This window comes from Pseudomonas sp. W5-36 (assembly GCF_046540455.1).
Classification (GTDB): domain Bacteria; phylum Pseudomonadota; class Gammaproteobacteria; order Pseudomonadales; family Pseudomonadaceae; genus Aquipseudomonas; species Aquipseudomonas graminis_B.
This window is the reverse complement of sequence record NZ_JAXCIQ010000030.1, coordinates 11,854-34,966: the sequence shown is the minus strand read 5'-3', so window position 1 is coordinate 34,966 and position 23,113 is coordinate 11,854. Positions and strand designations below refer to the sequence as shown.

Below are 23,113 nucleotides of genomic sequence, written 5' to 3'. Positions count from 1 at the left end.
TGGGTGGCCTGAAGATCGTCAGGGCTACAGGCGCCGCAAGTCAGTGCCAGGCCCTATCGATTCAGCGCGGGACGACCGTCTCTTTTCCGGGAGGCGCTAATCGTATTTTCCGGTCTTGTGGGTCTGGGCAAGAATGAAGTCCACCAAGTTGGAAAATCCCTTGTGTTCTTTACGCGCAGGGAGGTAGAGCAGGTGAACCTGCAGCGGCGTTGGGCGATGATCGCGTAGCACTTCCACCAAACGGCCGGTGGATAAATCATTGATCACTGATAGTTCGGGCTGCAGTATCAGACCTGCGCCGCCCAGTGCGGCCTGACGCAGAGCATGACTGTCGTTGGAAGCAAAGCATCCATCTCCCGTCCAGCAGTAGCCGTCAGCGTTGTGTAACGGCCATTGAATACAGCCATAGACAGACAAGTGTCCAAGACACGAGTGGCGCTCGAGGTCGCGGGGGACCTGCGGCGTGCCCCGCTGCAACAAGTAGTCCGGCGCTCCACAGATCACCATTTGGTAGGGCGGAAGCCGGCGTGCGACCAGCTCTGAATAGGGCAGCGCCCCTACCCGAACGACTAAGTCAAATTGGTCATCGATCAGGTTCACATAAGCGTTGCTCAGAATGAGTTCAATTTTCACGGCGGGATGGAGGCGTAGATAGCGGGTAACCAACGGAGCAATCCATGTGGCTCCCACGCTGTGTGGCGCGCTGATGCGGATCATGCCTCGCGGATTCGCGTGCATGGATTCAATGGTGTTTTCGGCCAGTTTAATCTGGTTGAGTACCCCGCGAGCTGTCTCGCAATACACCTTGCCCGCCTGGGTCAAGCGTTGACTGCGAGTGCTTCGTTCCAGCAATCGCATGCCGAGTAACTCCTCCAGCTGCCGTACGTGCTTTCCCACCATAACCGCAGACAAACCCAGACGGCGAGCAGCGGCACTGAAGTTGCCTGCGTCTACCACCTCAAGCAGCACCTGCATCGACTGCAATTTATTCATATTCCTAACCACCGGTTACAGATGCTCGAACGCTACAGCGCTTTTTCCTTCTTAACCAGCGCTCTAATCTTCGGTGCGTCGCCATTGTTGCCGATGAAGACCCAGGCACTTTAGCGGCCTGGAACCGAATGCTGCCTCATGGCTAGCCTTAGAAGTGTTGTGCGCAAAAAAAGGAATGGACCTGTGAAAATCGTTATTGCTGGAGTGACTGGTTGGGTCGGGCAAGCTATTTTTCGTGAAGCAATCAAAACGCCTGGCGTCGAGGTAGTCGCGGGGCACGGGCGCGAGACTCCCGTGCAGTCCGGCAACGACGGCAAACACGAAGGTCGAGACGAAGCACTGCAACCACAGGTTGGGCAGCAGGCCCAGCGCCTGCGGGTCTGGGGAGTGTTTTTGCCACAGCGTGGCGACCGCCAGTGACAGCATGCCCAGCACGGGCAGGGCGTAGGCCCATGGGGGTGCGCTGCCCCAGGCCAGCGCGTCGTGGGTCGCCAGCATCACGCCCGCCAGACCGATCAGCAATCCGATCCATACGCCGCGGGTCAATCGCTGGCGGAGCACCACGGCCGCCAGCACAGCCATGCCGATTGGCAGCAGATCGGCGAACAGCGCTGCCAGCCCGGCGGGCACACCCAGGGCAATGCCTTCGGTCACACCGAACAGATAACCGGCCATGGCCAGCAGGCCGATGCCGGCGTTTTTCAGCAGCACCGCAGGCGGTGTCTGGCGCAGCTGTCTGGCGACGAAGGGCAACAGAATCAGCGTGACCAGAAGGCAGCGCCAGAACACCACCAAGGAGGCCGGCGCGTAATCGATGGAGAAGCGCGCGCCAATGAAGCCCGAACTCCAGATGATCACCAGCCCGGCTTCGAGCAGCGGCAAGGGCATCGCCCGGCGTGGGGACGGAAGGGCGAGGCTCGCGTTGGTCAGTTCGTTTGAAGTGTTCATGGACCCAACGTAACCAACCGCCGTAATCTAATAAATCAAAATAAACGACAGCAGTGCTTCGGGATCAGTGAACCATGAGTGCCATTCTGGATATCGAACAGGTCCGCACCTTCCACGCCGGTGCGCGCATTGGCAAGTTCAGCGCGGCGGCAGAACAGCTGCACAAAAGCCCGGCGGCGGTCAGCGTGCACGTGCAGCGGCTGGAAGCGGTGGCGGGGGGGCGGCTGCTCAATCGCGACAATCAGTCGGTGTCGCTGACGCCGCTGGGCAAGCGTTTTCTGACCTCCACCGCTGCGCTGCTGAGCACCCACGATCAAGTGCTGGCCGAGCTGCAGGGCACGCAGCTGGCGGGGCGCATCACCCTTGGCGTGCCGGATGAATACGCCACGCACCTGATTCGCGACGTGCTGCCGATTTTCACTGCAGCCTGGCCGAACATTGTTCTGGAGCTGAAGACCGCGCCCAGCTTTATCCTGCGCGATCAGGTGCGGCGGGGTCGGCTGCAGGTGGCGCTCATCGCCCAGCCGGAAGGCCAGTTGGGCGCGGACGATCAGTTGCTGGTGCCGACCACGCCGGTGTGGGTCGGCGCGGCGCATCAATCGGGGGATTTACCGACCCCGTTGCCGCTGGCCGTGCATGCGGTCCACTGCTCGTACCGGCAAGCGATGATCGAGTCGCTCAAGCGCGCCGGCCACCCCATGCGCATCGTGCTCGAGAGCTCGTCCAATCAGGCGGTCAAGGCTTGTGTCGAAGCAGGACTGGGCATCAGCGTGATCGACCGCGCCCGGGTCACCGACGGCATGCGCATCCTCGATGGCCTGCCGCCGATCGCCGACCACGACATCATCGTCGTGCGCTCGTCAGCTTCCCACGGGGATGACGCGGTGGACCTTCTGCGTCGGGCGATCGGGCAGTATTTCCGGCTGTGACGGCGGTGGTCAGTCTTCCGAGCCCTCGCAGAAACGCAGACGGTTGCCGAACGGGTCGGCGATGTCCATGACCTTGCCCCAGTCGAGGTCTTGAATGCCGGGGCGTGAATAGCCGTAGTTTTTCGCCAGCAGTTCGCGCTGCAATTCGTCGATGTCGCTGACCGGCACAAAGATCGTCGAGCCCGGCGTCGCGTCGCCATGGTGCTCGGTCAGGTGGATGACCAGTTGGTCGCGACGGGCCTGGGCGTACAGCGGCAGACCCGGTTCAAAGCGGTGCTCCCACTCCAGGCTGAAGCCGAGAAAATCCAGGTAGAACTCTTTCGCCTTGGCTTCGGAAAAAATACGAATCAGCGGTATCGCCGGGGACATCTGCACAGGGTTCACTCCTTGATGATCTGAGCGGGCGATTCTAGCCCAGACCTCTAAAGGATGGTGTTCACACAGGCCTTTTCCCGGCTGAAGCCGGTCCCACTGACGGACTGCGTGCACCTGTATGACTGGCTTTAGCCGGGAAGGCGTCGGATGCAACGCTGCAAAAATTGAGAGTGTTCACACAGGCCTCTTCCCGGCTGAAGCCGGTCCCACTGATACAGCGCGTGCACTGGGTAGGACTGACCGGAAATGGGTGCAGCAGAAACAAAAACGGCGCCGTGCTGAAGATCAGCCACGGCGCGCGTCGGAGAAGCGGGGGGTGAAGCGGATTAGCTGCGCAGGTCTTTCTTGATTTCGTCTTCGTCCTTGTGAGGCGCCGCAGTCGGCAGCTCGGGAGGATAGAACTCGCCTTTGAGATTCAGTGCGGCAATGCGTACCTTGAGCTTCTCGATCACGAGGTCGATGTCCTGTTGGTCATCGAGATCGTCCACACGCAGCCACAGGTGCGGGAGATTTTCAAAGTAAACGCCGTCGATTTCCACATCGGAGGTCATCTCGCGATCCTGGCGCCACAGGCACTTGCGGTGAACCGTCGCCGGGTCCTGTGGCCAGGTTTCCGACGTGGTCAGCCAGACCTCGTGGTAATCCTGCAGATCGATTTCTTCAACTTTGTCCAGTGGGATAAACGTATTCACATATCACCTGTCAGCCAAGGGGACCGGGCGAGGTCGTTGCGCTGCAGACTGCCCCAGATCCCATACCGTTTGAAAAAGCGCATACCACTATGGCCGCCATTTGGCGGACGAGTTCAACGCCCGCGCGCTATTGCCGCACGGCCAGGCCGTCAACGCAGCGACGTTAATGCAGCGCCGGTTCGCGACTGAACGCGTCAACCGCGCGCACCAGCCCCTTGGCCGCCAGCGCCACCAGCTCTCCGCCTTTTTCCGGCGTGGCCAGCGCAGGGTCTGAGCCCATGCGGCCATCGGGGAAGCGCGCTCGAAAATCCTTTGCTTCGCGGATCGGACCGGTCGGGGCAATCTGCGGCGAGTAGTCCGCCGACTTGATCGACTCCGGATAGGCCCACTGGGTCACCGCGATCTCGGACGGCGTCGCGTGGGAGCCGTGGCCCACCGGAAACTGCCGATGGGCGAGTTCGCCGACGCCCTCCAGGTCCCACCAGTTGGTCAGCTTCAGGGCGAAACCGGCAGAACGCCCGGCGAAGCTGGCTTCTGCGTACAGCTCGGAAAACGCCGCCTCGATCGACGCGACGTTGCCGCCGTGACCATTGAGGAAGAGGATTTTCTCAAAGCCATGACCCGCCAGCGAGCGCGCCCAGTCACCGATGGCGGCGATGAACGTCGAGGGGCGCAGCGAGATCGTCCCGGGAAAGCCCAGATGATGCTGCGCCATGCCGATGTTGAAGGTCGGCGCGATCAGGATATCGGCGCTCTTCTGCGCTTCGTGGGCGATGATCTGCGGGCACATCCAGTCAGTGCCGAGCAGGCCGGTGGGACCGTGTTGTTCGTTCGAACCGATGGGCACGACAATCGTGCGGCTGCGCTTGAGAAACTGTTCGATCTCGATCCATGTGGACTGGTGCAGAAGCATGTCAGGTGCTCTCCTCAGGGAAGGGGGCTTCAGAAAAGTGGGTCATAGCGAAAATCAGTGTGCCCGCGACGCTGTGGCGCAGACGTGCCTACATCACCTGTCGGCGCTCAAGCGGGTTGCGTGTAAGGAAAGCGCGCGATGAAACAGGTGCCCAACTGAGCCGATGAGCTCACGGTCAAAGTACCGTGATGAGCGCTGGCGATCTGCGACGCGATGTACAGCCCAAGACCGAGGCCTTCGCCGCGCCCGCCCGCTTCGGACCGGGTGAACGGCTCGAACAGCAGCGGCATCAGCCGTGGCGAGATGGGCGCGCCGTGGTTCATGACGGAAATGATGACCTGATCAGATTCCTGCCAGATGTGCAGGTCAATCGGCGAGGCGAGTGAGCCATGGGTCACCGCGTTGCCCAGCAGATTGGACAACAACTGGCTGATGCGCAGCGGGTCGCAGTAGACGCTCCCGTTGAGGTCGATGGCTTCGTTGAACGTTGCCTGCGGGTGCGACGCGCGGATCTCGTCCACCGTCGCTTTCAATACGTCGGGAAGATCATCCGTGGCCTGGCACTTCACCGGAATTCCTCCGCCCATGCGGCCCCTGGCGAAGTCCAGCACGTTCTCGATCAGCGCGCCCATGCGGATCGAGCTCTGCCGTATGGCAGCGACCAGCCCCTGCGAGCGCTTGTCCTCGGTTTTGGTCGCCAGCAGGTCGGCGCTCATGCGAATCGCACTCAACGGTGTACGCAGGTCGTGCCCCAGCACCGCCATGAATTGCTCCCGCAACCGTCCGTTTTCGTTGGCGTCGTTCAGCTCGGCGCGGGCGCTGTCCAGGTGGCCCTGAGTGTCCAGACTCATCGCAATCAACTGCGCGAAGAGGGTCAGTGTCTTGACGATGGCAGGATCGCTCAGATCGGCAGGCACTGAGTCGATGGCGCACAGCGTCCCGAAGAAGCGGTCGTCGGGCAGGATGATGGGAATCGAAATGTAGCTTTCCAGCCCATAGGTGAGCGGCGTGTGATGGGTGGCGAAGTGCGGGTCGGCGCTGGCATGGCCGAACACCACGGGCTGGTGATGCTGCCTGATCTCGTGGCAGATGGTTGATTCCAGCACCAGCTCGCCGCCCGGCTTGAGGCCGAAATTGATCGAGTCATCGACGGCGCAGGCCACCCAGTGGCTTTCCGTGACCCTGGCGATCGCCGCGAATCGCATGCCTGTCATGTGCTTGACCATGCTCAGAATGACGGGCACGGCGGGGATCGCATGGATCGCCTCAACATCCAAAGCAAACTCTGGGCGGGTCATCGGATCTGGCTCTGGGGGTTATAGGCATGAAGCGTATCTAAAATCGGCCAACATGGCTAACCCCTCGGTCCCGCACGGGAGATGCCGGCGCAGATTATTGAACCCTCACGCCCCTGCCGGGGTCGTTTTATTGATGCCCTGAGGGCAAATGTCATTTGCGTCCCGTGAGCTGTTTGCTGTCGGTCGACGTGGCGATACTTGTCAGCCTTATGTCATGTCTCTCGAAGCCTGCGCTTCTCCAAGCTGCCTGTTTGTCAGCGCTTTGATTTCTCAAAACAATGGGCCCATGGATGGCCGCCGCGAGGTTGAACGATGATTGCGATGCACCGATTTGCACTGCTGATGACCACTGCTGCGATGCTCAGTGCCTGTGGCGAAACCGCCAAGCTGCCGTTCCAGGCTGGCGTAGGCGCGCAGCCGCAACTGCCCGAGCCCAATAGCACACTGATTCCGACCGTCAAGGTGTCCAAGGCCGTCGGCTGGAAGGGCACCGACACGCCCAAGGCCGCCGAGGGCTTCACCGTCAGCGCACTCGCCGAAAACCTCGATCACCCGCGCTGGCTGTACAGCCTGCCCAACGGCGACGTCCTGGTCGCCGAAAGCAACAAGCCGCCGAAGCCTGACGGCGCGACGGATGGCGGCCCGGGGGTGATGGCATGGATCAAGCGCACGGCTACCGGGATCGTCATGAGCCGGGTCGGCGCCGAAGCCGAGAGCGCTAACCGCATCAGCATCCTGCGCGATGCCGACGGCGATGGCCGGGCCGAAATGAAGAAGGTGTTCATCAGCGGCCTGACGTCGCCATTCGGCATGGTGCTGGTGGGCAACGAGCTGTTCATCGCCAACGCCGACGCAGTGGTCAAGGTCCCGTACAACGACGGCCAGACTGAAAGCACCGCCACGCCGGTGAAAGTCACTGACCTGCCGGCGGGCATCAATCACCACTGGACCAAGAACATCATTGCCAACCGCGAAGGCACCAAGCTGTACGTCACCGTTGGCTCGAACAGCAACGTGGCCGAAAACGGTCTGGAAGCCGAAGAGGGACGTGCGGCGGTCTGGGAAGTGGACGTCAAGACCGGGCAAAAACGCCTGTTCGCCAGCGGACTGCGCAACCCCAACGGGCTGGCGTGGAAGCCGGGCAGCAACGAGCTGTGGACAGTGGTCAACGAACGTGACGAAATCGGCAGCGACCTGGTGCCGGATTACCTGACCTCGGTCAAAGACGGCGCGTTCTACGGCTGGCCGTGGAGCTACTACGGCAATCACGTCGACAGCCGTTTGCAGCCGCCGCGCCCGGACATGGTCGCCAAGGCCATCGCCCCGGATTACGCCCTCGGCACCCACGTCGCGCCACTGGGCCTGACCTGGTCCGACCCGCGCGGCATGCCGGCCAAATTTGCTGACGGCGTCTTTGTCGGCGAGCACGGCTCGTGGAACCGCAATCCGCAGGCCGGTTACAAAGTCGTGTTCGTCGGCTTCAAGGATGGCCGACCTGCGGGCCTGCCGGTGGACGTCCTGACCGGCTTCCTCAACGCCGATGGCGACGCACAAGGCCGTCCGGTCGGCGTGATCCTCGACAAGCAGGGCGCATTGCTGGTCGCGGACGATGTGGGCAACAAGGTCTGGCGCGTCAGTCAGGCCAAGTGATGGCTTAGCAATGAACGGGAAATGCCGGTGATGATCACCGGCATTTTTCGTTCTGGGGATGGTTAAAAAACGTTGGGTCAGACCTGCACTGTTCAGCCGTCCTATAGACCTGCTGCTAGCGTGAAAACCGCCGCGCGCCGGCAACGCACGCGATAACCCCGACGGTCACCCCCAGCATGCCCACGCTGACCTGTTCATGCAGAAGGGTTGCGGCCAGCGTCAGACCAAAAAAGGGCTGCAGCAACTGCAGCTGTCCCACCGCCGCGATTCCGCCCTGGGCCAGACCGCGGTACCAGAACACGAAGCCGATCAGCATGCTGAACAGCGACACGTAGCCCAGACTCACCCAAGCCGGTGCGCTGATGGTGGCCAGAGCTGGCGGCGCGCTGAGCAGGGTCAGGATCAGCATCAGCGGCAACGCCAGCACCAGCGCCCAGCAGATGACCTGCCAGCCGCCGAGCGTCCGGGACAGCGTGGCACCTTCGGCGTAACCCAGGCCGCAGACGACAATCGCCAGCAGCATCAACAGATCCCCCGCCGGCGACGCCGACAACCCTTGGGCACAGGCGAACCCCACTACCAGCGCACTGCCCAGCAACGAGAACACCCAGAACACCGGGCGTGGCCGCTCGCCGCCACGCAGCACGGCGAACACAGCCGTCGCCAACGGCAACAGGCCGACGAACACGATGGAGTGCGCCGACGTGACGTATTGCAACGCCAGCGCGGTGAGCAGCGGGAAGCCGACCACCACGCCGCTGGCAACGATGAATAGCGGCATCAGTTGGTTGCGCTGCGGGCGCTTCTCTCGCAATACCAGCAGCAGACAGACCGCGACCAAGCCGGCAATCGACGCTCTGGCGACAGTCAGAAACAGCGGCGCAAACTCCAGCACGGCGATGCGCGTGGCCGGCAACGAACCGCTGAAAATGATCACGCCCATCAGGCCATTCAGCCATCCGGCAGTGGAGCGCTTTGTCGCCAGGGGCTGGACCATTGAAGAGATTTCCATGGGGTTCTGACTCCTGAGGTGCAGGCGTGAGGACGCCATTGCTGATTGAGGTTGAATTGCCAACGGGTCGATTGCCGTCAAGGCAGCGTAAGGGGCAGAATCAGTACAATCAAAGAATTGTCATGGATACAGCGTCTATGCCCCGCGCCCGCTACAAAACCCTTGTGGACCGATTTGCTGCGCAGATTGCGGCCGGTGAACTGGCGCCCGGGACGCGCCTGCCGACCCATCGTCAGTTGGCGGCGGCTGAAGGCCTGGCGCTGGTCACGGCGTCGCGGGTCTACGCCGAGCTGGAAGCCATGGGCCTGGTCAGCGGCGAAACCGGGCGCGGCACCTTTGTCCGGGAAATCGCCCTGCCGCTCAGCCATGGCGTCGATCAACAGACCAGCACGCCCGGCGTCCTCGACCTCAATTTCAACTACCCGACGCTGCCGGGCCAGGCGGATCTGCTGCGCAACGGCCTTCGCCAACTGGCGTTGTCGGGTGATCTGGAGGCGCTGCTGCGCTATCAACCCCATGCCGGCCGAAGCCATGAGCGCGCGTGCATGGCGCGGCACCTTGCTGCTCGGGGCTTAACGGTCGAGGCCGACGAGGTGGTGATCGTCAGTGGCGCGCAGCATGGCCTGTCGGTCATTGCGATGGCGTTGCTCAAACCGGGCGATGTGGTGGCGGTGGATGCGTTGACCTATTCGGGGTTCAAAGTGGTGGCCGACGCCCTCCGGCTGGAATTGCTCCCGATTTCCCATAACGATCACGGCCCCGACCTGAACGCCCTGGAAACGCTCTGCCAGCGAAGGCGGATCAAGGCCGTCTACACGATGCCGACGCTGCACAACCCCATGGGCTGGGTGATGGACCTGCCGTGGCGCGAACACTTAGTGCGCATCGCTCGGCAGCATGGGTTGCTGTTGATCGAAGACGCCGCGTATGCGTTCCTGGCCGAGGACCCGCCCGCACCGTTGAAGGCCCTGGCACCGGAGCTGACCGTCTACGTCTCGGGTTTCTCGAAAAACATCGCGACCGGGCTGCGGGTGGGTTACGTGGTTGCGCCGCTGCCATGGATTTCGGCGATGGAGCGTGCGATCCGGGCGACGGTCTGGAATACCCCAGGGGTGATGACGTCGCTGGTCTGCGGCTGGATTGGGGACGGCACCGTCGCGCGTCTGGAGGAGGAAAAACGCCTGGATGCGTGGACCCGACAGACGCTCGCCCGGGAGCTGTTAATCGGGTTGAACGTCATCAGTCACCCGGCGTCCTATTTTTTGTGGGTACAACTGCCGGAGGACGCCAGGGCCGACCAGGTGGCCATGGAGTTGCTGGCAAACAAGGTGGCGGTTTCGACTGCCGAACCCTTCGCCACCTCCAGCGTCGTCCCCCACGGAATTCGCCTGGCGTTGGGCTCTGTGGATCTAGAGGCGTTGCGGGTTGCGTTGCAGGCAGTGCGTCGGGCAGTCGGCCGCTACGTGTATTGAACAGTGCGAAAGGTGAGGGCGGCAGCGGGCTTTGTTGAGGCATCGGTAACGGTGTTTCTCAAAGTGCCTACCATTCTTGAAATCGATGGTGAACATCACGGTAGGCGAGTTCTCTTTTTCCCGGAAGGGAGGAGGATGGCCCCATACCGAACTGGCTCTAAAAGGACACCACGCGATGAAAATCTCAACCCTGCTGACCCTCGTCGCCGTGCTGTCCAGCGGATTCGTCGCTACCGGTTCTGCTGTTGCGGCAGGCACTGTTTCGGCGGCGGATGCCGAGGCGTGCCATTTGCTGCCGGTGGTTGAAAGCCGTGTGGCATTGCAGTCTTCCCAACGCGTGGGTGTGCTCTACAGCGAAAACACCGTTGGCACCCTCGAATACCTTGAGCGTTATCACGCGGTGGCGCTGAAGGGCGTCAAGAACGGCGGGCTGGATTCGCGCATTCGCGAGGCGTTCGTCAACAGCTCCGACCCAAAGCTGGCGATGGACTGGCTGAAAGGTTCGTTGCAGAAGCAGTTTGCTTCAGTGACCGTGTACGACAACCTTGACGCGCTGATGCAGGCGCGGCCTGACGTGGTGGTGATGCTCGACACCTACAGCCGTCTGGTATCCCAGCGTAACTCTCAGGTCGAAGCGCGCTTCATTGCCACGTTCTACGATTCGAACCTGCAATACATCGGCAAGGCTGAAGGCTTGGGCGCCCAGGAGCTGAGCTCGGTGTGGGTCCACGGCAAGGCCGCCCCGGAAATCGCCGCGCAGATCAACCAGCAGCGCGACCTGCAGGTCAATGCCCTGAAGCAGTTTGATGTGTCCCTCAAAGCGCTGGTGACCACCGGGAAGACGGCGGAAGTGGCGAGTAATTGATCGCTGCCTACCAGCCTAACGCGGTTTGATAGTGGGACCGGCTTTAGCCGGGAAGAGGCCGGTTTGATCACCCTCAAATTCGCAATGTGACGTCCGACGCTTTCCCGGCTAAAGCCGGTACTACAGACTGCACGCGGTCCCACTGGGTGAATCCGGCCTGAGCCTTTCCCCTGACGCAACAAAAAACCGCTGCGCCCCTCCTCAAGGCGTCAGCGGTTTTTTTTGTGAGGGCGGTTACTTGCTGGCAGGCAGCGCGTAGGCAATCACGTAATCACCGCGATCCTTCGACTGACGGGCGCCGCCGGCGGTGATGACGATGTACTGCTTGCCGGTCTTAGGCGACACATACGTCATCGGGCCGCCCTGGCTGCCCACGGGCAAGCGGGCTTTCCAGGCTTCTTCGCCGTTGGCGCTGTTGAACGCGCGCAGGTAGTAATCCTGGGTACCGGCGATGAACACCAGACCGCCCTGGGTCGACAGCGTGCCCCCCAGCGTCGGCATGCCGATCGGCAAAGGCAGGTGCATTTTGATGCCCATCGGGCCGGTGTCCTGAACGGTGCCGACCGGCACTTGCCAGGCGATCTTTTGAGTCTTCATGTCGATGGCGGTCAACGTGCCGAACGGCGGCGCCTGGCACGGGATGCCCGCCACCGACAGGAAGCGGTTCTTGTTAACGGCGTACGGCGTGCCCTTCAGCGGGACGGCGCCCATGCCGGTATTCAACGCCTCACCGCCCGACGCCGCGATGGCGTCCTTCAGCTGCGGCACCATCTGAATCCACAGGCCCAGGCGCATGTCATTGACGAAGATGAAGCCGTGAACCGGATCGGTCGACAGGCTGCCCCAGTTCATCCCGCCCAGTGATCCCGGGAAACTCAGCGAAATGTCAGTGCCCGGCGCGGTGAACAGGCCGTCGTAGCGCATCTTCTTGAACGAGATCCGGCACAGCAACTGGTCGAACGGTGTGGCGCCCCACATGTCCGATTCGGTCAGCGTCTGCGCACCGATCTGCGGCATGCCCACGGATTTTGGCTGGGTCGGCGAATACGGTTCGTTGGGGATATTCGACGCCTTGACCGGGACTTCCTTGACCTCGGTCAGCGGCTGGCCGGTGTGGCGATCGAGGACGAAAATCTGCCCGGCCTTGGTGCCAATGACCAGCGCCGGCACCTTGCTGTCGTCAGGCTTGGCGAAGTCGATCAGGCTCGGCTGCATCGGCAGGTCGAAATCCCACAGGTCGTTATGGACCGTCTGATACACCCACTTCTGCACGCCGGTGGTGGCGTCCAGTGCCAGCACCGAGGCGCCATAGGTGTGGTCAAGCTCGGTGCGTTTCACGCCATAAATGTCGGTGGACGAACTGCCCATCGGCAGGAACAGCGTGTTCATGGCCGGGTCGTAGGACATCGGTGCCCAGCTGTTCGGCGTGCTGCGCACATAGGTTTTGTCGGCGGCAGGCGCCTGTTTGTCTTCGGGATTGCCCGGATCGAACGCCCAGCGCATCTGCCCGGTGACCACGTCAAAGCCGCGGATCACGCCGCCCGGCATATCGGCCTGCACGTTGTCGGCCACGCGACCGCCAACCACCACCGTGGTCCCGGCCATCAGCGGCGCCGATGACAGTTGATAGTAGGAATCGGGCACGTTGCCCAGACCGGCTTTGAGGTCGACCTGGCCATTGTTGCCGAAGCCCTGGCAGAACTCGCCGGTGTCGGCGTCCACGGCAATCAGGCGCGCGTCGATGGTGTTGGTGACCAGACGACGCTGGCAGTTGGCGCCAGCCGGCACAGCGACCGCCGCCACAGGCGTGCTGCCATCGGTGGGTGGCGCAATGGCGGCGCTGGCATCGAAATAAGCCAGCCCGCGGCAGCGTTGCCACACGGCGGACTTGGCGTTGATGTGGTTCTTCCACAGCTGCTTGCCGGTGTCGGCGTCCAGCGCGATGACGTTGTTGTGCGGCGTGCAGATAAAGACCTTGTCGCCGACCTGCAACGGGGTCATCTGGTCTTCGGCACCATTGCCGTCGCTGATGGCGACGTCGCCGGTGTGGTAGGTCCAGGCCGGCACCAGCTTGCTGACGTTGTCGCGGTTGATCTGGTCCAGCGCGGCGAAGCGGCTGCCGCCTTCATCGTTGCCGTAGTGCGCCCAGTCTTTTTGCGCGTGGGCAGGATCGACTTTGGTCAGCCCCGGGCCAGTCCCCGTAGGCGACACTGACGCATGGGGCTGAAACATGCCCCAGGATCCGGCGACGATCGTCAGCGCCAGCACGCCGCCAACGACATAACCACCGCGACCGGCTGCGTGGCCATTGGCCTTGCGCAGGGAAGGGTAGATCAGCGCGACCAGCAGGCTCAGCACGCCGAGGGCAAACAGCCGGGAAACCAGCGGCCAGAACACCAGCCCGGCGTCCACCAGCGCCCAGATCAGCGTCAGCAGCATCACCGCTGCAAACAGCCACGCGCCTGACAGGCGACGTCGGAACAGCAGGACGGCCGAGACAATCAGGCCCAGGCCGGCCATCAGGAAATACGCACTGCCGCCCAGCGTGACGAGGTAGCCGCCGCCCGCTGCGAAGAGTAATCCGAAAACCAGCACGCCCAGCGCAACGACCCGAATGGGCCAGCGGCTGGCGGCTGCCGAAGAAGGTGAGTGATTCATGAGGCATTCCTGCTGACGCGAAGAAGGGCCGGGGACGACCGATCAAGTGATTTGAGGGCAAGGGTTCACAGCGTGATGGCTGCCAGGCGTATCGCTTACGGCATATCCGTCGTGTAATTAACCGGTTAGTTAATTGCGGCGACGATAGCAAAAAAACGCATTGCCTGCGTCAATTTGTCTCTGTCAGAGGGGCTCGCGCGGAGCGCCTTCAGGCGCTGAACCTGTCAGCGCTGCTGATCCATGAACGCTCGCAGACGCTGTTGCAGGCGGTCCACAGCGTTGTCCATCGAGAGAAACGCGTCGACCGTCATCACTTGCCAGCGCTGGCCTTCATCGCCGAACACCACCTGATCGAATAAACCCTCGGCCACCTCAGCGACGAAGAACCAGGTGTCGAGCCCGTCGACGCCCTGACCCGGGTAGACCTGCTTGTGAGTGAAGGTAGCGGGGTCGAGGACGATGCCGAATTCCTCCATCGTCTCCCGCACGGCGCATTCTTCCGGCGTCTCCTGGCCCTCACGCCCGCCGCCGGGCAGGTCCCACAGGTTCGGCCAGGGGATCTCGGGTTTGTCATCGCGTTGATAGGTGAGCAGCGTGCCATTGCACAGCATCGCGACTTTTGCGCCGGAGAAAGGAGGATGTACGGACATGATTGCGCCTTGTGAAGTCAGTGCGGATAACACTAGCAGTGTCGGCCTGAAACATGCAGCCAACGGCACCCAAACACTGCAGTCATCGAGTGAAACCGGCTTCAGCCGGGAAGGCGTCAGTCGTCGCACTGCAAAATTGATGGTGTTCACGCTGGCCTCTTCCCGGCTGAAGCCGGTCCTACTAAGCATCGCGTGCATCCATGGGTACTAACATTCATGCGAACCACCCACCCCGGGAGAAACGATGAACAACCAGACACTGAAGGACGCTTACACCGGCTATATCGACTGCCTCAATCGCCAGGATTGGGCTGCCTTGGGCGATTTCGTCGGCGAGGACGTGCATTACAACGGCCAGCGCGTAGGCCTGGCCGGCTATCGGCAGATGCTGGAACGGGATTTTCGCGCCATCCCTGACCTGCGTTTTGTCATCGATCTGCTGATCGCAGAGCCACCGCACATCGCCGCAAGGCTGACGTTCGATTGCACGCCGGTGGGCGAGCTGTTCGATGTGCCGGTGAACGGGAAGAGGGTGCAGTTTACGGAGAACGTGTTCTACACATTTGCGGCGGGGCGTATCGTCAACGTCGAGTCGGTGATCGACAAGGCGGCGGTGGCGGCGCAGGTGCTGAAGACCTGAACCGCCGAATGGCCCGGCAGCGCGGCTGACTCACAGGAGAGCCAGACGCGCTGCCGCTCCATCAATGCAACGCGCTGGCGCGATTTTTAGCGACGTCTTCGGCTTTGATCTCGCCGTCACTCTGACCGAACCGACGCAGCACGAAGGTGCTCACGGCGGCCAGTTCAGCGTCGCTGTAACTGCCGGCGAAATCAGGCATGCGCTGATCGACCCGTGCCGCCGTTGGCGTGTGACCTTCCAGCAACGTCGCCATCACGTTCCGGCCTTTGGGGTCGTTGACGGTTTTCAAGCCCGCCAACCCGCCTGCCGGGGACTGCCGGCCACTGCCGTCGATCTGGTGGCAGGCCACGCAGGTGTCGTTGAACAGCTTCTGACCAAGACCCTTTTGCAGTGCGGCATCGTTCATCACCATGCTTGGGCGGGGGATGCCTTCGCTTCGTGCCGGCGTGCTCTTGAGGTACACCGCGATGGCTTTCAGGTCCGCCGGATCGAGGTAGCGCAGGCTGTGCTCGACGGCGTCACCCATTGGGCCGCCCGCGCCGCCGAAACCGGCCGCGTAACCCTTCGACAAGTAGCTGACGATGGCGTCTTCCGGCCAGGCACCGATGCCGTATTTGGCGTCGGAGCTGATGTTGTAGGCCATCCAGTTGCCCAGTTCAGCACCTGCCAGGGAATTGCCGGAGCTCATCGCCTGGAAGAGGTTGCGTGGGGTGTGGCACTCGCCGCAATGGCCCGGGCCCTGCACCAGGTACGCGCCGCGATTCCATTCAGGCGACTGCTTGCTGTCCGGGACGAAGCGTTCGTTGCCGGCGAACATCGCGTTCCAGAACATCATTCCCCAGCGCTGATTGAACGGGAACGAAATCTTGTTCTCGGGCGGCATCTGCTTGACCGGCTCAAGGCTGAACAGGTAGCCCTTGATCGCCAGGATGTCTTCGCGGGACATCAGCGTGTACGAGGTGTAAGGGAAGGCCGGGTAGTAATGCTTGCCGTCCTTGCCCACGCCTTTCTGAAGGGCGTCGACGAACTCGTCGTCGGTCCAGTTGCCGATACCGGTCTCTTTGTCCGGGGTGATGTTGGGCGAATACAGGCTGCCAAACGGCAACTTGAATTCCAGCCCGCCGGCGTACGGCTTGCCGCCCGGCACGACATGGCAGGCCACGCAATCAGCGGCGCGGGTCAGGTATTCGCCCTTGCTCATCGCCGGGGTGTCGCTCGCGTAAACGGTGCTGGCCAGCAAACCGGCCACAAGTCCGAGCGCAGTGTTGAAAACGTTCATGACGCGCTCCTTAAACAGTGAAATAGCCAGAACGGCTCAACGGCAAACGACGCTCACGCACACCGGTCGCGGCGTACACGGCGTTAACCAGCGCGGCCGCAGCGGGCACTGCGCCGGTTTCACCGACACCGCCAGGGGTCTCGACGCTCTCGACGATGTGCACCTCCACCGGCGGCGCGTCGCTCATGCGAATCTGCCGGTACTCGTGGAAGTTGGTCTGCTGCACTTGACCCTTCTCGACAAGGATTTCGTTGAACAGCGCGGCCGACAGACCGAACAGCGTGCCGCCTTCCATCTGCGACGCCACGGAGGTCGGGTTGGTGGCAAAGCCGCAGTCGATGACCGTCACCAGCCGTTTGATGCGCAGGCCTTTTTCGCCTTCCTTCTCCAGCTCGACGATGGTGGCGACGAAGCTGCCGAACACCGCCGTCACCGCCACGCCACGGCCCGAACCGGCAGGCAGTGGCTTGTCCCACTCCACCAGTTGCGCGGCCTTGGTCAGCACCGCTTGCGCGCGGGGTTGCGACTGCATCAGCGCCAGGCGGTATTTCACCGGATCGACCTTGGCGTTGTGGGCCAACTCGTCGATGAAGCACTCGATGGCGTAGGTGCTGCGCAACGGTCCGACGCCACGCCACCACGAAACCGGAATCACCTCGGGGTCGTGACGGATGTAGCGCACCTGCAGGTTGGGCAGGGTGTAGATCGGGTCCTTCGCCACTTCGACGGCATCGCCATCGACGCCGTCAGCCGGCAATGCGCCGATGTAGGCAGCGACCACCGAAGCACCGGCGATGCGATGCTCCCAGCCCACCGGACGCAGGTCTTTGTCCAGCGCCGCATTGAGGCGATCGACGTAGTGCGGACGATAACGGTCGTGGGTCATGTCCTCTTCGCGGCTCCAGATCAGCTTGATCGGGTAGCTGAGCTGGCGCGCGATGTCCACGGCCTGGAAGATGAAGTCAGACTCCAGACGACGGCCGAAACCACCGCCGATCAACTGGTTGTGGATCACCACCTTTTCCACCGGCATGCCGCAGACTTTGGCGGCGCCTGCCTGGGCCATCCCCGGCGCCTGGCAGCCGACCCACAACTCGCACGCGTCGGCGCGCACATGGGCGACGCAGGTCATCGGCTCCAGCGGCGAGTGGGACAGGAAGGGTTGCTCGTAGATCGCTTCGAAGCGGCTGGAAGCGTTTTTCAGCGCGCCGGCGATGTCACCGGACTGGTGCGCGAACACACCATCGCCAGCGCTGACGTCGAACAGCGATTTGTCCAGCTGGGCGGAATCCAGACCGGCGTGGGGGCCGAGGTCCCAGTCGATGTCCAGCGCCTTGAGCGCTTGCTGGCAGGACCAGAAATTGCTCGCCGTTACCGCCACCGCGTTGTCCAGCCGCACGATATCGCGCACGCCAGAGATCTTGCGCGCAGCGTCTTCATTCTTCACGCCGCGCAGTTTGCCGCCGTGAACCGGGCAGGTGAGGGTGGACGCAATCAGCATCCCCGGCACTTGCAGGTCGATGGTGAATTTCGCCGTGCCGTTGACCTTGTTCGGCGTATCCAGTCGCTGGACCGGTTTGCCCAGCAGCTTGAATTCGCTGACGGCTTTGAGCGGGATGTCGGTTGGCAGCGGTAACTTCGCCGCGGCATCCACCAGCTCGCCGTAACCGGCACTTTGACCGTTCGGGCCGATGACCCGGCCGTTCTCGGCATGGCACTGGCTCGGCGCGACTTTCCAGCGCATCGCCGCGGCCTGGATCAGCACGATGCGCGCGCTGGCGCCGGCCTTGCGCAGGGGCTCCCAACTGTAGCGGGTGGAGGTCGAACCGCCGGTGGCCTGGAAGCTCAGCAGCGCGTCGGTGTACAGCGCTGCATTGGGCGGCGCCTCGGTGATGGTGATCTGGCTCAACGGCACTTCGAGCTCTTCGGCGACCATCATGGCGATGCCGGTCTGCACGCCCTGGCCCATTTCGATCTTCGGCGAAATCAGCGTGACGGCGCCGCTGTGATCAATGCGCACGAAAGCGCCATAGCCTTGCTCGGCGTTGTCGCCCAGGCTCGCGCCCTTGACCAGGTCGGCGGCGAAGCTGCGAGTGACGGTCGCCGGCAGGTAAGTGCCAATGACCAGCCCGCCCAGCAGCGCACTGCCTTTGAGCAATCCACGACGCGAGAGCATCGCGGCAGATGATTGTGATTCGGACATGATGACTTCCTTCAGGCCTGGCTGACGCTTTTGATGGCGGCGCGAATGCGGGTGTAGGTGGCGCAGCGGCAAAGGTTGCCCGACATGGCGTTGACGATCTGCTCGTCGTTGGCTTTGGGGTGTTCCTGCAACAGCGCGACGGCCGACATGATCTGCCCCGGCTGGCAGTAGCCGCATTGCACGACTTCATGGTCCAGCCAGGCTTTCTGTACCGCCTGACCCACAGCCTGCTCGCCGACGGCTTCGATGGTCGTGACCTTGCGGCCCGCCACGGCGCTGACCGGCAGCACGCACGAGCGCACGGCCTGGCCGTCCAGGTGCACGGTGCACACGCCGCACTGGGCGATGCCGCAGCCGTACTTGGTGCCGGTCAGGCCCATCACGTCGCGCAGGACCCACAACAATGGCATGTCGTCGGCGACATCCAGGTCGTGCTCCTGGCCGTTAATCATCAATTTCTGCATTGCAACCTCAGAAGGTCATCACGGTTGACGCACTGCGTCACGAGCAGGGTCGTGAGGCGGCATCAAGGCTTCGGTTTGTTTGAAAATAGCGCCGTGCCAGTGGCCAGCGCTTTATAGAGGTCTGCCCGGACATCTTGGTGTTAGACGAGTCAGGGGGATGAATGGTAGTACGTTCATCATTGGAAATGTTTGATTGCGCGGAAAATATTTCTCAGGCGCCGTTAAATGACCCGCGACAACATGACGCGCTCCGGGAAAGTGCATCGCCTGTATCTGCCGCACTCTAAAGGGTATTGGCGAAGCGTTCATCAGTGGCGCATAAAGTTGTGGGTCACGGAATAGGCAAAGGACTATTACGGGAATTGATCTAATAACTATGCGCATCGATGGCGGTGATGGGCTTTATCAATTTTAAGTATTTATCATCGGCGCGGATCACGAACAGAATGGCCCCAGAAGCAAACGACAAGCGCTTTGCTTAATTACGACTGAATGCACTTCTGGAGAATGACCATGAAAGTATTAACCTTTGCCGCCCTGTCCCTTGTCAGTGTGTTCGCCGCTGCCGGCGAACGGCCGGCTACCCACCAGCAGCCCTCGACCCAGGTTGAACAATACAACCGTCACAAAGGCATCGACGTCGCTAAAGTGATCAGCATCAAAAACGCTCAGGACCCACAGAAAGTTGATGGTCCCGTGCAATCCACCATGGTGTATGTTGACCACGCCGGCGTGACCCACAGCCTTGACTACACCATCATGGGCTACGGTCGTCAAAATGGTTAATCGCCAGTGCCCTGGCGGCTTCAATTACAAACGCTATAAAAGAAACGCTGCATTGAATGCAGCGTTTTTTTTTTGCGCGATTATTGAGCTGGAACGTTCCGTTGTATCGTTCGCCATGAACGTGTTCCAGCCGCTTATTTATTTAAAGGCTCATTACGTGTTGGCGCCGATGAGGGTTACGCACGTCGCTGGATGAAGTCCAGAAATGCTCTCAGTGGTGATGGCACATAGCGCCGGCCGGGGTAATACAGAAACGGCCCGCTGAAACGCGGCCACCAGGGTTCGAGTACCGGTTCCAGTGCGCCGCTGTCGAGATGGGGGCGCAACCAGTCTTCGAACAACGAAACGATGCCCAGGCCGTCGATGGCGGTTTGCACGGAGAGGTCCACTGCGCCGCCAATTCGCACGGTGAGTGGGCCGGTCGGGTCGACACAAACTTCTTCCCCGTCACGCTCGTATTCCCACAGTGGAACAGAACCACTGGGGAATTTGCCGCGCAGGCAACTGTGGTTCAACAGATCACGCGGATGCTCGGGCCGGCCCCGGGCGTCGAGGTACGCCGGCGAGGCCGCCGTCGCGAAACGCTGAACGCGCGGGCCGATGGGCACGGCGATCATGTCCTGTTCCAGGCGGTCGTCGTAGCGGATGCCCGCGTCGCAGCCGGCGGCGAGCATGTCGACGAAGCTTTCCTCGGTGATCACTTCCATGCGGATGTCCGGGTGCGCTTGCAGAAACGGGGTGATGATCTCCGGGAGTATCAGGCGGGCGGCGCTGACCGGCACGTTAAGCCGCAGGGTGCCGGAAGGGCGGTCGCGGAAATCGTTGACCACGTCCAGCGCCGATTCGACTTCCCCGAGCGCCGGGACAATCCGTTCCATCAGACGCGCGCCGGCTTCCGTGGGCACGACGCTGCGCGTGGTGCGGTTGAGCAAGCGCACGCCCAGCCTCGATTCCATGCGTCGAACGGCGTCGCTGAGGCTGGATGCCGACTTGCCACTCAGCCGTGCGCCTTCCCGAAAACCGCCCGCGTTGACCACGGCCACGAAGGCCAGCAAATCCTGAATGTCTGTTGCCATTGTCCGCTCACTCGTACAACCCGTGCCGATTGCACCTGATTATCAGCGCATCGGTCAACGCCTATAGTCGTCCTACATTCTTGATCACGAGGCGTTACCCATGAGCCAGGCCAGCAAGGTAGGACAGTTTTCATTCGGCGGTCGCACCGTCAACCGCATGGGCTACGGTGCCATGCAACTGGCCGGGCCGGGCGTTTACGGACCGCCGAAAGACCACGCGGCTGCAATCGCCGTGTTACGTGAAGCGCTGGCGGCCGGGGTCAACCATATCGACACTGCCGACTTCTATGGCCCTCACGTCACTAACCGCCTGATCCGCGAAGCCCTGCATCCTTATAGCGACGAGTTGCTGATCGTCACCAAGGTCGGCGCGTCGCGAGGCACCGACGCGTCATGGAACGCTGCCAATAGCCCGTCGGAGTTGGTGAGCGCGGTGCACGACAATCTGCGCAATCTCGACGTCGAAGCGCTGCACGTGGTGAACTTCAGGGCGTGGGGCACCGGGCATTCCCCGGACCAGCAGTCGATTGCCGAGCAGTTCAGTGCGTTGGCCGAGTTGCAGCGTCAGGGGCTGATTCAGCACCTGGGCCTGAGCAACGTCAGCGCGAAACAGGTCACTGAAGCGCAGAGCATTGCCGAGGTGGTCTGCGTGCAAAACCACTACAACCTGGCCCACCGGGATGACGAGCAGTTGATCGCCGAACTCGGCAAGCAGGGCATCGCCTACGTGCCGTTCTTCCCGCTGGGCGGGTTCACGCCCTTGCAGTCGCAGACCCTGTCGGACGTCGCCACACGCCTCGACACCTCGCCGATGTGCGTGGCCCTGGCGTGGCTGCTGCAGCGTGCGCCCAACCTGCTGCTGATTCCGGGCACCTCGTCGGTGGCGCATCTTCACGAAAATCTAAGCGCCACCGAGCTGGTCATACCGCTAGACATGCTCGCCGGACTCGACGGCCAGGGCGCCTGATTCATTATTGTCAGTAGGACCGGCTTTGGCCGGGAAGAGGCCGGTGTGAACACCCTCAATTTTGCGGGGTGACGACCGACGCATTCCCGGCTGAGGCCGGTGCAGTGCACCCTCAGATTTGCAGTGTGACGACCAACGCCTTCCCGGCTGAAGCCGGTCCTACATCGAGCATACGCGGTGCATCTGGATGAATGCGGTGTCCTCGTGGGACTGGCTTTAGCCGGGAAGAGGCCGGTGTGAACACCCTCAGATTTGCAGCGTGACGACCGACGCTTTCCCGGCTGAAGCCGGTCCTGCAAAGAGCACGCGGTGCTCGCAGGGGACCGGTTCAACAGCCACTCACCGCCTGGATCTTCGTCAATCCAGGTCCGACGCATCATGCCGTTCCGGCACTTGGGTGGCTTCATCGCCCCAGGTCCGGTTGACCCGCATTCCGCGAATGACCGCTGGCCGTTGTGCAACGGTTTCGGCCCAGCGCTGCACGTGGGTGTATTCGTGAGCAGCAAGGAACTCGGCGGCGCCGTACACGGTGTTGCGCACCACTTGTCCGTACCACGACCACACGGCGATGTCGGCGATGGTGTAGCTATCACCGGCCAGGTAAGCGCTTTCGCTGAGGCGGCGATCAAGCACGTCCAGCTGACGCTTGGCCTCCATGGTGAAGCGGTCGATCGCGTATTCGAATTTCTCCGGCGCGTACACATAGAAATGCCCGAAGCCGCCACCCAGATATGGCGCAGCGCCCATCTGCCAGAACAGCCAGTTCAGGGTTTCAGTGCGGCCGGCCAGGTCCTTGGGCAGCAATTCACCAAACTTTTCCGCCAGATACAGCAGGATCGAACCGGACTCGAACACGCGAAGGCCCGGCTCGACGCTGCGATCCAGCAGCGCAGGGATTTTCGAATTGGGGTTGATGTCGACGAAGCCGCTGCCGAACTGATCCCCTTCATTGATTCGGATCAGCCAGGCGTCGTATTCGGCGCCGCTGTGGCCAAGGGCGAGCAGCTCTTCCAGCAGGATCGTCACCTTGACGCCGTTGGGCGTGGCCAGTGAATACAGCTGCAGCGGGTGTTTGCCAACCGGCAGGACCTTTTCATGGGTCGGCCCTGCAGTCGGGCGGTTGATGCTGGCGAACTGGCCGCCGGAGGGCGCTTCGTGTTTCCACACGGTAGGCGGGACGTAGGGTGCCTTGCTCATTGAACACATCTCCTGAGGGTCAGTTTTTACGTGAAGGATCGAGGCG

The 23,113-nt window shown here is 62.1% G+C and carries 21 protein-coding genes; 7 read left to right on the top strand and 14 right to left on the bottom strand.

Annotation, left to right across the window (positions count from 1 at the left end):
* Positions 1–96: 96 nt before the first annotated feature.
* Together SLW74_RS26915 and SLW74_RS26910 are read right to left on the bottom strand one after the other, a co-directional pair.
* Positions 97–993: a LysR substrate-binding domain-containing protein gene (locus SLW74_RS26915; protein WP_410930659.1), complete on the bottom strand. Its 897-nt coding sequence runs from the start codon at positions 991–993 to the stop codon at positions 97–99.
* 63 nt (positions 994–1,056) lie between these two features.
* Entirely contained in the window at positions 1,057–1,881 is an 825-nt protein-coding gene (locus SLW74_RS26910) for a DMT family transporter (RefSeq protein WP_410930668.1), read from the bottom strand.
* Positions 1,882–2,015: 134 nt separating this feature from the next.
* On the opposite strand from SLW74_RS26910, the gene SLW74_RS26905 reads away from it, so the two are divergent.
* Entirely contained in the window at positions 2,016–2,870 is an 855-nt protein-coding gene (locus SLW74_RS26905) for a LysR family transcriptional regulator (protein WP_410930658.1), read from the top strand.
* Positions 2,871–2,879: 9 nt separating this feature from the next.
* Here SLW74_RS26905 and SLW74_RS26900 read toward each other — a convergent pair whose 3' ends face one another.
* The 4 genes from SLW74_RS26900 to SLW74_RS26885 form a co-directional block, all read right to left on the bottom strand.
* The gene (locus SLW74_RS26900) at positions 2,880–3,278 is read right to left on the bottom strand and encodes a glyoxalase superfamily protein (protein WP_410930667.1); all 399 of its coding nucleotides are present in this window, start codon (positions 3,276–3,278) and stop codon (positions 2,880–2,882) included.
* Positions 3,279–3,571: 293 nt separating this feature from the next.
* Positions 3,572–3,937, bottom strand: a complete 366-nt coding sequence (locus SLW74_RS26895; RefSeq protein WP_065988636.1) for a hypothetical protein — start codon at positions 3,935–3,937, stop codon at positions 3,572–3,574.
* 163 nt (positions 3,938–4,100) lie between these two features.
* Positions 4,101–4,850, bottom strand: coding sequence for a creatininase family protein (locus SLW74_RS26890; protein ID WP_192130134.1), 750 nt, complete (start codon positions 4,848–4,850; stop codon positions 4,101–4,103).
* A gap of 107 nt (positions 4,851–4,957) precedes the next feature.
* Complete coding sequence (locus SLW74_RS26885) at positions 4,958–6,148, bottom strand: ATP-binding protein (RefSeq protein WP_410930657.1); 1,191 nt, start codon at positions 6,146–6,148, stop codon at positions 4,958–4,960.
* A gap of 312 nt (positions 6,149–6,460) precedes the next feature.
* On the opposite strand from SLW74_RS26885, the gene SLW74_RS26880 reads away from it, so the two are divergent.
* Entirely contained in the window at positions 6,461–7,798 is a 1,338-nt protein-coding gene (locus SLW74_RS26880) for a PQQ-dependent sugar dehydrogenase (RefSeq protein WP_410930656.1), read from the top strand.
* 115 nt (positions 7,799–7,913) lie between these two features.
* Here SLW74_RS26880 and SLW74_RS26875 read toward each other — a convergent pair whose 3' ends face one another.
* Complete coding sequence (locus tag SLW74_RS26875; RefSeq protein WP_410930655.1) at positions 7,914–8,810, bottom strand: DMT family transporter; 897 nt, start codon at positions 8,808–8,810, stop codon at positions 7,914–7,916.
* Between the two features lie 137 nt (positions 8,811–8,947).
* Between SLW74_RS26875 and SLW74_RS26870 the strand changes: the two genes are divergently transcribed.
* Entirely contained in the window at positions 8,948–10,282 is a 1,335-nt protein-coding gene (locus tag SLW74_RS26870; RefSeq protein WP_410930666.1) for a PLP-dependent aminotransferase family protein, read from the top strand.
* A gap of 175 nt (positions 10,283–10,457) precedes the next feature.
* Positions 10,458–11,147 carry an ATPase gene (locus tag SLW74_RS26865; protein WP_296308444.1) on the top strand — a complete coding sequence of 230 codons (690 nt, stop codon included), beginning with the start codon at positions 10,458–10,460 and terminating at the stop codon, positions 11,145–11,147.
* A gap of 234 nt (positions 11,148–11,381) precedes the next feature.
* Here the strand turns inward: SLW74_RS26865 and SLW74_RS26860 are convergent, their stop codons facing one another.
* Positions 11,382–13,805: a glucose/quinate/shikimate family membrane-bound PQQ-dependent dehydrogenase gene (locus SLW74_RS26860; protein WP_410930654.1), complete on the bottom strand. Its 2,424-nt coding sequence runs from the start codon at positions 13,803–13,805 to the stop codon at positions 11,382–11,384.
* A 224-nt stretch (positions 13,806–14,029) separates the two neighbouring features.
* Positions 14,030–14,455 (bottom strand): NUDIX hydrolase, encoded by a 426-nt coding sequence (locus SLW74_RS26855; RefSeq protein WP_410930653.1) that lies wholly within the window; start codon positions 14,453–14,455, stop codon positions 14,030–14,032.
* Between the two features lie 244 nt (positions 14,456–14,699).
* Between SLW74_RS26855 and SLW74_RS26850 the strand changes: the two genes are divergently transcribed.
* Positions 14,700–15,095, top strand: coding sequence for an ester cyclase (locus tag SLW74_RS26850; protein WP_410930652.1), 396 nt, complete (start codon positions 14,700–14,702; stop codon positions 15,093–15,095).
* A gap of 61 nt (positions 15,096–15,156) precedes the next feature.
* Here the strand turns inward: SLW74_RS26850 and SLW74_RS26845 are convergent, their stop codons facing one another.
* Genes SLW74_RS26845 through SLW74_RS26835 form a run of 3 tightly spaced genes read right to left on the bottom strand, consistent with a single transcriptional unit; the run spans position 15,157 to position 19,041 of the window.
* The gene (locus SLW74_RS26845; protein WP_410930651.1) at positions 15,157–16,374 is read right to left on the bottom strand and encodes a c-type cytochrome; all 1,218 of its coding nucleotides are present in this window, start codon (positions 16,372–16,374) and stop codon (positions 15,157–15,159) included.
* A 10-nt stretch (positions 16,375–16,384) separates the two neighbouring features.
* The gene (locus SLW74_RS26840; RefSeq protein WP_410930650.1) at positions 16,385–18,577 is read right to left on the bottom strand and encodes a molybdopterin cofactor-binding domain-containing protein; all 2,193 of its coding nucleotides are present in this window, start codon (positions 18,575–18,577) and stop codon (positions 16,385–16,387) included.
* Between the two features lie 11 nt (positions 18,578–18,588).
* Positions 18,589–19,041: a (2Fe-2S)-binding protein gene (locus tag SLW74_RS26835; protein WP_065988623.1), complete on the bottom strand. Its 453-nt coding sequence runs from the start codon at positions 19,039–19,041 to the stop codon at positions 18,589–18,591.
* Positions 19,042–19,554: 513 nt separating this feature from the next.
* Between SLW74_RS26835 and SLW74_RS26830 the strand changes: the two genes are divergently transcribed.
* Entirely contained in the window at positions 19,555–19,827 is a 273-nt protein-coding gene (locus SLW74_RS26830; protein ID WP_065988622.1) for a DUF2790 domain-containing protein, read from the top strand.
* 176 nt (positions 19,828–20,003) lie between these two features.
* Here the strand turns inward: SLW74_RS26830 and SLW74_RS26825 are convergent, their stop codons facing one another.
* Positions 20,004–20,903 (bottom strand): LysR family transcriptional regulator, encoded by a 900-nt coding sequence (locus SLW74_RS26825; protein ID WP_410930649.1) that lies wholly within the window; start codon positions 20,901–20,903, stop codon positions 20,004–20,006.
* Between the two features lie 100 nt (positions 20,904–21,003).
* Between SLW74_RS26825 and SLW74_RS26820 the strand changes: the two genes are divergently transcribed.
* Positions 21,004–21,870 (top strand): aldo/keto reductase family oxidoreductase, encoded by an 867-nt coding sequence (locus SLW74_RS26820; RefSeq protein WP_410930648.1) that lies wholly within the window; start codon positions 21,004–21,006, stop codon positions 21,868–21,870.
* A gap of 357 nt (positions 21,871–22,227) precedes the next feature.
* Here SLW74_RS26820 and yghU read toward each other — a convergent pair whose 3' ends face one another.
* Positions 22,228–23,067, bottom strand: coding sequence for a glutathione-dependent disulfide-bond oxidoreductase (gene yghU, locus SLW74_RS26815; RefSeq protein ID WP_410930647.1), 840 nt, complete (start codon positions 23,065–23,067; stop codon positions 22,228–22,230).
* Positions 23,068–23,113: the final 46 nt, after the last annotated feature.

What these genes read in the sequence shown, in the direction of transcription:
- SLW74_RS26915 (WP_410930659.1), bottom strand. Translation starts at nt 993, where the DNA reads ATGAATAAATTGCAGTCGATGCAGGTGCTGCTTGAGGTGGTAGACGCA.
- SLW74_RS26910 (WP_410930668.1), bottom strand. Translation starts at nt 1,881, where the DNA reads ATGCCCTTGCCGCTGCTCGAAGCCGGGCTGGTGATCATCTGGAGTTCG.
- SLW74_RS26905 (WP_410930658.1), top strand. Translation starts at nt 2,016, where the DNA reads ATGAGTGCCATTCTGGATATCGAACAGGTCCGCACCTTCCACGCCGGT.
- SLW74_RS26890 (WP_192130134.1), bottom strand. Translation starts at nt 4,850, where the DNA reads ATGCTTCTGCACCAGTCCACATGGATCGAGATCGAACAGTTTCTCAAG.
- SLW74_RS26885 (WP_410930657.1), bottom strand. Translation starts at nt 6,148, where the DNA reads ATGACCCGCCCAGAGTTTGCTTTGGATGTTGAGGCGATCCATGCGATC.
- SLW74_RS26880 (WP_410930656.1), top strand. Translation starts at nt 6,461, where the DNA reads ATGATTGCGATGCACCGATTTGCACTGCTGATGACCACTGCTGCGATG.
- SLW74_RS26875 (WP_410930655.1), bottom strand. Translation starts at nt 8,810, where the DNA reads ATGGAAATCTCTTCAATGGTCCAGCCCCTGGCGACAAAGCGCTCCACT.
- SLW74_RS26870 (WP_410930666.1), top strand. Translation starts at nt 8,948, where the DNA reads ATGCCCCGCGCCCGCTACAAAACCCTTGTGGACCGATTTGCTGCGCAG.
- SLW74_RS26865 (WP_296308444.1), top strand. Translation starts at nt 10,458, where the DNA reads ATGAAAATCTCAACCCTGCTGACCCTCGTCGCCGTGCTGTCCAGCGGA.
- SLW74_RS26860 (WP_410930654.1), bottom strand. Translation starts at nt 13,805, where the DNA reads ATGAATCACTCACCTTCTTCGGCAGCCGCCAGCCGCTGGCCCATTCGG.
- SLW74_RS26855 (WP_410930653.1), bottom strand. Translation starts at nt 14,455, where the DNA reads ATGTCCGTACATCCTCCTTTCTCCGGCGCAAAAGTCGCGATGCTGTGC.
- SLW74_RS26850 (WP_410930652.1), top strand. Translation starts at nt 14,700, where the DNA reads ATGAACAACCAGACACTGAAGGACGCTTACACCGGCTATATCGACTGC.
- SLW74_RS26845 (WP_410930651.1), bottom strand. Translation starts at nt 16,374, where the DNA reads ATGAACGTTTTCAACACTGCGCTCGGACTTGTGGCCGGTTTGCTGGCC.
- SLW74_RS26840 (WP_410930650.1), bottom strand. Translation starts at nt 18,577, where the DNA reads ATGTCCGAATCACAATCATCTGCCGCGATGCTCTCGCGTCGTGGATTG.
- SLW74_RS26835 (WP_065988623.1), bottom strand. Translation starts at nt 19,041, where the DNA reads ATGCAGAAATTGATGATTAACGGCCAGGAGCACGACCTGGATGTCGCC.
- SLW74_RS26830 (WP_065988622.1), top strand. Translation starts at nt 19,555, where the DNA reads ATGAAAGTATTAACCTTTGCCGCCCTGTCCCTTGTCAGTGTGTTCGCC.
- SLW74_RS26825 (WP_410930649.1), bottom strand. Translation starts at nt 20,903, where the DNA reads ATGGCAACAGACATTCAGGATTTGCTGGCCTTCGTGGCCGTGGTCAAC.
- SLW74_RS26820 (WP_410930648.1), top strand. Translation starts at nt 21,004, where the DNA reads ATGAGCCAGGCCAGCAAGGTAGGACAGTTTTCATTCGGCGGTCGCACC.
- yghU (WP_410930647.1), bottom strand. Translation starts at nt 23,067, where the DNA reads ATGAGCAAGGCACCCTACGTCCCGCCTACCGTGTGGAAACACGAAGCG.